The 3,640-nt window shown below is 36.6% G+C and carries 4 protein-coding genes; 3 read left to right on the top strand and 1 reads right to left on the bottom strand.

Going from position 1 to position 3,640, the window contains the following annotated elements; all coding sequences use genetic code 11:
• The 3 genes from CI949_RS18480 to CI949_RS18470 all read left to right on the top strand — a co-directional run.
• Positions 1-442 (top strand): transposase (locus CI949_RS18480; protein WP_290769114.1); only part of this gene is annotated, 442 nt, incomplete at its 5' end.
• A 317-nt stretch (positions 443-759) separates the two neighbouring features.
• Positions 760-2,190 (top strand): Na+/H+ antiporter NhaC family protein, encoded by a 1,431-nt coding sequence (locus CI949_RS18475; protein ID WP_108142699.1) that lies wholly within the window; start codon positions 760-762, stop codon positions 2,188-2,190.
• Between the two features lie 136 nt (positions 2,191-2,326).
• Entirely contained in the window at positions 2,327-2,992 is a 666-nt protein-coding gene (locus CI949_RS18470; protein ID WP_108142697.1) for an HAD family phosphatase, read from the top strand.
• A 54-nt stretch (positions 2,993-3,046) separates the two neighbouring features.
• On the opposite strand, the gene CI949_RS18465 is transcribed toward CI949_RS18470, so the two are convergent.
• Entirely contained in the window at positions 3,047-3,517 is a 471-nt protein-coding gene (locus CI949_RS18465; protein WP_108142695.1) for a hypothetical protein, read from the bottom strand.
• Positions 3,518-3,640 lie beyond the last annotated feature (123 nt).

Here is a 3,640-nt window from a genome sequence, read left to right as displayed (position 1 = left end):
TAAACAGCCACCAGCTGGATTCTATGATTTTAAAGGAACACCAGTCTGCAGTGGAGGCCACAAAATGTATTACTGGGGTTATTACAAAGGAGTCAACAAATTTAGATGTCCACATGTATGTGGTAAAGTTGATTGTATTCATGGTACTAAGTGGTGTTCTAACAGTAATTATGGTCGAGTAACTAAAACCAGACCAAAAGAGAATCCAAGATATATATCAACTCCGCATAGAGATTCTAGAACCTGGAGAAAGATCTACAACAAAAGAACCAGTGTTGAAAGAACTTTTTCCAGACTAAAAGAGCATCTTAATTTAGAAAACTTAACTGTAATGGGAACTAAAAAAGTTAAGACCCATTTGCTATTAAGTTCTATCAGTTTGATAGCTGCAAGAATTGCAGCAGAGAAAATCAAACTGCAAAATCAGGTTTTAGCTGCTTAAATAGCTTCTAAATTCATGATTTTAAGTTACCCAAGCTAAGTGCGTCTGAATTTAGCAGTAAATCTATGGTAAATCATTAAAATCTACAATTTCAAGTTAAAAGGCTTATTTTTATGATTCGCAGACAATATTTTTTTGAATTAAACTAAATTAAGTGTATTATGAAATTCGCTTAATTACTTAAAACTCCAGCGGAAGCTAAACTTTTCAGAAAATTTGTGGTATAATAGTAAATGTTGGGTTTTAAGTGTTCGCCCACATAATTCGACATAAATCGGGTGGTGCACGGTACCAATACATTTTATGGGAGGGATATTATGGAGTACGGGATTTTAAGTATTTTACCACCGTTAATTGCAATTTTACTTGCTTTAACAACAAAACAGGTTTTTATTTCACTGATCTTAGGCATTTTTTCGGGAACAATGATTTTAACTGACTGGTCATTTTTTGCAGCAGTCAACATGACTTTAGAAGAGATTGTGGCAATTTTTTCTGAAGCCTGGATTACTAAAACAATTATATTTTCATTTTTAGTTGGAGGTTTGATAACTGTAATTTCTGCCTCAGGTGGAGTGCAGGGTTTTATTAATTATCTTACCAAAAAAAGAGATGTGGTTAAGGATAAAAGGGGAGCACTGCTTTTAGCCTATATTACCGGTCTAATAATCTTTATTGAATCATCAATAACCAGTCTTGTATCGGGTACAGTTGCCAGACCTTTAACAGATAAATATAATGTGTCGCGTGAAAAACTGGCCTATGTTTGTGACTCAACTTCAGCTCCGGTCTGTGGATTAATCCCACTTAACGGCTGGGGAGCAATGCTGATGGGAGTAATTGGAGTTCAGATTGCCAATGGTGTTGTTGATGGTAATTCAGCTGAGCTGCTGGCTAAATCACTGCCTTTTCAGTTTTATTCAATTATTGCTATTTTGGCAGTTGGTTATTATATTCTGACAGGAAATGACTGGGGTCCGATGGCTAAGGCAGAGAAGAGAGCTTCGGAAAAGGGGCTGCTTTTAAGAGAGGGAGCTACTCCGATGGTTTCAGAAGAGGCAACAGCAACTCCTCCTAAAGAGGGAGTTACTCCAAAGATGAGAAATATGCTGCTGCCAGTTTTTGTTTTAATTGCAATGATGCCGCTAAGTCTATACATAACAGGTGAAGGAAATATTCTGCAGGGTTCAGGCTCAACCTCAGTTTTTTGGGCGGTAATTACTGCAGTGGCTTTTGCCGGTTTCCTGTACGTTCTGCAGGGGATCATGTCCTTACAGGAATATATTGATTATGTTTATCAGGGAATTGGAGCAATTGTTCCGGTTGCTATCCTTTTAATCACAGCTTTTGCCATAGGAAATGTGATTGGCTACCTCGAAACAGGAGAATATATGGCTTCTTTAGTTGAAGGAAGAGTAAGTGGAGCTTTTGGTCCGGCTATAGTCTTTATTATGGCTTCACTGATGGCTTTTGCTACTGGAACTAGCTGGGGAACCTTTGGAATTATGATGCCGATTGGAATTCAGATGGCTGTAGCGATGGGAGCTCCTCTGTATCCTACAATAGGTGCAGTAGTTTCTGGTGGAATCATGGGAGATCACTGTTCACCAATATCTGATACTACAATTATTTCTTCAATGGCTTCTGCCTCAGATCATATTGACCATGTAAATACTCAGCTTCCCTATGCGCTCGCTAATGGGGCTGTAGCTCTGGTGCTTTATCTGGCAGCCGGATTTATAATGTAATAATTTCCAGGTACTGGGTACTTAGCAAATAATGGAAATTTAGAGGAGGGCTTAAACTGCTCTCCTTTAGTTTTGCTTAAATTATGATATAATATAAAAAAGTTAATAAATCTTAAAAACATTGGGTGATAAATTTATGATAAAAGCGGTAATTTTTGATATGGATGGAACAATTATTGATTCAGAACCGATTTATGAAAGAGTAAATGAAGAGATATATGAAAAGTATGGTTTTAACTTAAGTCAGGAAGATTATGACCGCCATATGGGGGCCAATCTTAAGGATATCTGGACAGACATTTTAGACCGCTATCAGGTTAAGGATGAGTACTCACATTATAAGATTGAAGATTTTATGGAAGACCATATTCACAGTTCTTATATGGGGCTGGCTGAAGCTGAAGATTTAGAGCTGATGCCCGGAGTTAGAGATTGGTTTGAATTCTTAAAAGATCACGGCTATAAAATGATTGTTGCTTCTTCTTCCTATGAACCTGTAATTGAGCATGTTTTTCAGCGTTTTGGACTTGAGAATTATATGGAAGGCTATGTTGATGGAAATGCTATTGAAAACGGCAAGCCTGCTCCTGATATTTTTCTTGAGGCGGCAGAAAGGTTGGGGGTCAAACCGGAAGAATGTATTGTTATTGAAGATTCGGAGCATGGTGTAAATGGTGCTCATAAAGCAGGAGCCAGGGTAATTGGCTTTAATCGAGCTAAGGATGAAAGCCAGGATTTATCCAGAGCTGATCTGATCATTGACGAATTTAATCAGGAAAATTTAAATGAAATATTAAAATAGTATGTATAACAGTAAACCGGATGCTTAAGCATCCGGTTTTTAATTAGAAAATTTTTAGTTATAGTTAATCTGAGCTGTTAGTGAACTATCATTGGAGCCGGTAACTGTAAGCCTTAATGTATGAGATTCATCCTGGAGTAGTCTAAGATAAAATTCTTCAAAAGTTTCATCAGAGTTGTATTCATCATATTCTTCAGGAGTAAATATTTTTTTTAGATCAAGGGTATATTCAACTGTTTTTGAATGCTCTCCTATTACTGGCAAAGTAATATTGACTTCTTTTTCTTCATCAAAAATGATTTCATCATTTTCATCAATTACTTCTATTATTAGATTATTGAGGCTGAGGCTTCCAAAACCTTCTGTTGTAACTGTTAGCTCTAAATCCCTACTTGTCTCATTTTGACTAAACTCAACTGGATTGGGATCTAGCTCAAGCGAAATCCCTGCATTCGAACAGCCGCTTAAAATCAATAAAGAAGCTAGAAAAATCAAGATAGAAAGTGATGACTTTTTGGAATTCATAATAAAAACTCCCTTCTTTATTCACGTTACGTCAAATCTAATAGTTTTTTTAAAAATATTAATAGTTATCATAATTGTCAGGATAGGAATTCGCATAAAATGCAGGAATCCCTCCCCCTGAGC

This window comes from Halanaerobium sp. (assembly GCF_003070835.1).
Note: the sequence above shows the minus strand (reverse complement) of the source record. Positions and strands in the feature narration are given on the sequence as shown.

Excerpts from the sequence above, each read along its gene's own strand:
- CI949_RS18475 (WP_108142699.1), top strand. The coding sequence starts at position 760 with ATGGAGTACGGGATTTTAAGTATTTTACCACCGTTAATTGCAATTTTA.
- CI949_RS18470 (WP_108142697.1), top strand. The coding sequence starts at position 2,327 with ATGATAAAAGCGGTAATTTTTGATATGGATGGAACAATTATTGATTCA.
- CI949_RS18465 (WP_108142695.1), bottom strand. The coding sequence starts at position 3,517 with ATGAATTCCAAAAAGTCATCACTTTCTATCTTGATTTTTCTAGCTTCT.